General features: G+C 74.4%; 4 protein-coding genes and 1 riboswitch. Of the genes, 1 reads left to right on the top strand and 3 read right to left on the bottom strand.

Annotated elements, in window-relative coordinates; all coding sequences use genetic code 11:
* On the top strand, nt 1-1,148 hold a 1,148-nt coding region (locus ACWGDE_RS31395), incomplete at its 5' end, for a PucR family transcriptional regulator (protein ID WP_453392423.1).
* Here the strand turns inward: ACWGDE_RS31395 and ACWGDE_RS31390 are convergent.
* The 3 genes from ACWGDE_RS31390 to ACWGDE_RS31380 all read right to left on the bottom strand — a co-directional run.
* A complete protein-coding gene (locus ACWGDE_RS31390; protein ID WP_453392422.1) occupies nt 1,129-1,617 on the bottom strand; it encodes a DUF4430 domain-containing protein in 489 nt (162 codons plus the stop codon). The two genes, ACWGDE_RS31395 and ACWGDE_RS31390, sit on opposite strands and share 20 nt — an antisense overlap.
* A 63-nt stretch (nt 1,618-1,680) precedes the next feature.
* Nucleotides 1,681-1,754: riboswitch (cobalamin riboswitch) on the bottom strand.
* 121 nt (nt 1,755-1,875) lie between these two features.
* Nucleotides 1,876-2,745, bottom strand: coding sequence for a glycosyltransferase family 2 protein (locus ACWGDE_RS31385; protein WP_453392421.1), 870 nt, complete (start codon nt 2,743-2,745; stop codon nt 1,876-1,878).
* A gap of 70 nt (nt 2,746-2,815) precedes the next feature.
* A partial coding sequence (locus ACWGDE_RS31380) for an ABC transporter permease (RefSeq protein ID WP_453392420.1) occupies nt 2,816-4,041 on the bottom strand: 1,226 nt, incomplete at its 5' end.

Genomic DNA, 4,041 nt, shown 5'->3' with positions numbered 1-4,041 from the left:
CCACCGTGGCCCGCCTGACCACCGCCATCCCCGCCTACCGGCTGCTGCCCGACAGCATCCTCGGCGGCGATCTCGTCGCGAACACCGAAGCCGTGCTGAGGCTGTTCCTCACCACCGTCGCCGAAGGGCGCCCGCCGGCCGAACACGAACTGGCCGCACCCGTCGCCTGGGGCGCCGAACGGGCCAGGGACGGCGTCCCCCTGGAGGCCGTGCTACGGGTCTACCCCATCGGCGCCCGCCAGGCCTGGGAACTCGCGATGGCCGGACCGGAGCCCGCCGAGGACCCGTACGCACTGGTCACCGGCCTGCTCGCGTTCCTCGGCGAGGTCATGCCCAAGGTCGCCGAGGCCTACCTCAGGGAGCAGGCCGACCTCGACTGGGAACAGCGCGAACACGGCCGCAACCTCGCCGGGGTCCTGCTCGCCGGGCGCCCGGCCCGGCGCGCGGCCGAGCGGTACGGGCGCACCCTCGCCGAGGGGTACGAGGTGGTCGTCCTGCGGCTCCCGGAAGCCCCCGGCAGCGCGACGACCCGCATCCTGCGGGCCGTCCGCTCCGAACTGGACCGCAACCCCGAGGTGTTGGCCACCTTCAAGGGCGACGGGGGAGTGCTGCTCGTCCCGCTCGGACAGGACGGCGCGACGCCGCGGCTGCTCGCCCGGCTCGACGCGGCCGCCGAACTGCGCTGCACGGCGGCGGCCGCCACCGCCGAGGAGCACGCCGCGATCCCGGCCGCCCAGGCGGAAGCCTCCGAAGTCCTGTCCCTGGCGGAGGACCTGGGCCGCTCCCCGGGGCTCTACCGGCTGGCCGACCTGGCGGTCGAGTACCAGCTGGTGCGGCCGGGGCCCGCCCGCGACGCCCTCGCCCGCACCCTCGAACCCCTCGACGGCCAGCCCCATCTGATCGCCACGCTGCGGGAGTTCATCGGATCCGGCTACCGGCGCACCGAGGCGGCCGACGCCCTCACCGTCCACCGCAACACCCTGACCTACCGGCTCGGCCGGATCCGGCTGCTCACGGGCCGCGACGCCACCGATCCGGCCGACGCACGCCACCTGGCGGCCGCCCTCACGGCGTACGACGCGGCCCGCCGGGGAGGCCCGGCAGCGGATCGGAAGGACGGCAGGTGGATCAGAACGAGGTCCAGGTGAAGGCCACCTGGTCGCCCGCCTTCAGCTTGAACTGGCAGCCGCCCACCGGGGTCGGCGTGCCGTTCACCGATATGTTCCAGTAGGCGGAACCGCCGCCGCCGACCTTCTTGATGGTGTCGACGGAGAAGTCGTCGAAGGACGCGTACCAGGTGCCGTCCCAGGTGAACTGCTTCTCGCGGGCGGCGTCGTCGAGCGCGGCGGTCGGCGTCGGAACCTTGGACGGGTTCGCCGCGCCGTTGGTGCCGTCGCACGTGTGCGTGCCGCCGGTCGGGGTGGTCACGTCGTGGCCCCTGGTCCTGACCTTGCCCTTGAACAGCGGCCCGTCGGGCCCCTGCACGGTCAGAGTGACCTTGATGCGTGCGTTCGTGTCCGGCACCGGCCGGGCCTGGGCCACGGCCGGTGCGGTGGCGAGTGCGAGGCAGAGGGCCGTCGCGGTGATCACGGCGCGGCCTACGAGGGTCTTTCGCATGGCGGAGGAGCCTTTCTTCACGCTGCAGTCCATGACAGTGGGAAGGGGTTCGCGTGGCACTTCGGGTGTTCCGACTGGCGGCGCGCCGGGCGCCGTTCACGGTTGCAGGTCAGCGCCGGATTCCCACCGGCTTCCCCCAGCTGTGCACGCATTCGGTTGTGGCCCCGCTCGCGGACGGGCGGGGCCCACGCATAGTACGTCCTGCCAACTCCCCATGGGAAAAGAACAGTTCGCCGTTCCCGCGCCCGTCCGGGTCCCTCAGAGGACCGGCGGCCGGCCCGCGGCGGTGAGGCGCAGTACGGTGCGCCAGCGCATCGGGCGGCGCACCTGGTCGTGACGGCTCGCCCAGCCCTCCCTCAGCCCCTGGAGCGACTCCCGCCGCCCGCCGCCCCGCAGACTCCGTAGCGCGGTGACGGCCGTCCAGATCCCGAGGTAGGGCGGGATGAGGAGGCCCGGCAGGTTCCGGTAGGCGAGCCAGACCCGGTTGCGGGCGGCCAGCCGGTGGAAGAGCGCGTGCCGGGTCGGGCTGGTCACCGGGTGGTGCATCCGGACGTCGGCCGCGTACCAGCCGGTGCCGCCCTGGTCCCACAGCCGGTACGCCAGGTCGATGCCCTCGTGGTACAGGAAGAAGTCGGGCCAGCCCCCGGCGGAGTCGAAGGCCTCCCGGCGGACCATGACCACGCCTTCGGTCATGGTGGCGATGGTGCCCGGCCGCCCCGGATCGCCCTTGCGCAGGCGGGGAACCCAGCGGCGCGGCGTCGTGCGGTCGTCCGGGCCGGTCAGCCGCGGCTGGACGTACGCGGCCCCGGGGTGCCGGCGGGCCTCGGCCACCAGCCGGGACAGCACGTCGGGCCGGGGGAAGGAGGCGTCGTTGTCGAGGAAGAAGACGAACTCGCTGCCCGCGTCCCGCACGGCCAGAGCCCCGCGGTTGCGGCCCTCGGGGATGCCGAGGTTCTCCGGAAGCGGGACGACGGTGGCACCGGCCACCTCCAGCGAAGGGCGGCAGCCGTTGCCGACGACGACCACGTTGAGGTCGACGTCCTCCTGCGCGAGCAGCGTCCGGACGGCGGCCGCCTCCTCGTCGGGACGGTCGTTCATGGTCAGGAGGACTACGTCGATACCGGTCACACCCGGGATGCTAGCGAAGGGCACTGCCTGACTCCGACGGGGCGCCGGCCGGGTGCGCGCCGGGGCGCGGTCACCGGCGCAGGGCCTCCGCCGGTTCGATGCGGGCGGCGCGCCAGGCGGGGTAGAGACCGGCCAGGACACCCGTGGCCAGGCCCAGGAGCGGGGCCGCCGCGACCGTGGCCGGGTGGATGACCGGGGTCCATTCCCGTACGAGCGCCACGACCACCACCGTGGCCGTCCCCAGCGAGGTTCCCACCAGCCCGCCGAGCGATCCGAGCGCCCCGGATTCGACCAGGAACTGGAGGGTGACGTGCCGGCGCCGCGCACCGAGCGCCCTGCGCAGGCCGATCTCCCCGGTGCGCTCCAGGACCGCGACGAGGGTGGTGTTGGCGATCCCGACGGCGCCGATGACCAGGCAGATCCCGGCCAGTACGAGGAAGAGCCGCTCCAGGTCCGAAGTCACCCCGGACCGCAGGGTCCTGGGATCCGGCGGCGGTACGGCCCTCAGGTACTCGGGGTGGTCGGGCCGCAGCGCGGTCGGCGCGAGCCGGGCCACCTGCTGCGCCGCTCCGGGCGCCGTCGCGATCAGCATCGTCGTGCCGGTGCCCTTCGGCGCGCCCCAGACCTCCTCCGCGGTGCTGCGGGGGACGACGACCGACAGCAGGAGATCGGCCTTGCGCTCCACGTCCTCGATGATGCCGATCACGGTGAACGGCTCGTCGCCGATGAAGACGGCGGGCAGGGTGTCCAGCGTGGTGATCCCGAGCCGGGCGGCGGTGCTCGCGCCGAGCAGGGCCACCCGCTGGCGGGTGCCGGAGTGGTACTCGTCGTACAGTCGGCCCCGGGACAGCCGCGGCCCGGCGGCGAGCAGCGCGCCGGGAGAGGCGGCGACCACCTCGATCCGCTCCGGCCCCCCGGACCCGCCGACCGGCGCGGCCCGGACACCGGCCCCGGGGGCGAGGCGGACGGTGAAGTAGACACCGGCGTGGCGGACCCCGCCCAGGCGCCCGATCCGGGCGTCGGCGTCCGCGGGGAAGCCCGGGCCGGCGAACTCGTCCTGCGCGTACGCGATGTCCTCGACGGTGACCTCGGTCGCGGTCAGCAGGTCGAAGCGGCCGTCGATCCGGGACGCGGTGGTGACGGTCAGTCCGAGGACCGCGACGAAGGCGCCGACCCCGAGCACGGTGCCGAGCGCGGTCAGCGCGGAGCGGGCCGGACGCTGGAGGATCCCGGCGAGGGATTCGCCGATGGCGTCCCGGAGCGCGAACCGGGAGGGCTCGACGTGCGGGCGCGCGC

It is taken from the genome of Streptomyces sp. NPDC054956 (genome assembly GCF_053609185.1).
The sequence above is the reverse complement of the archived record's forward strand: the minus strand, read 5'-3'. Positions and strand labels throughout refer to the sequence as shown.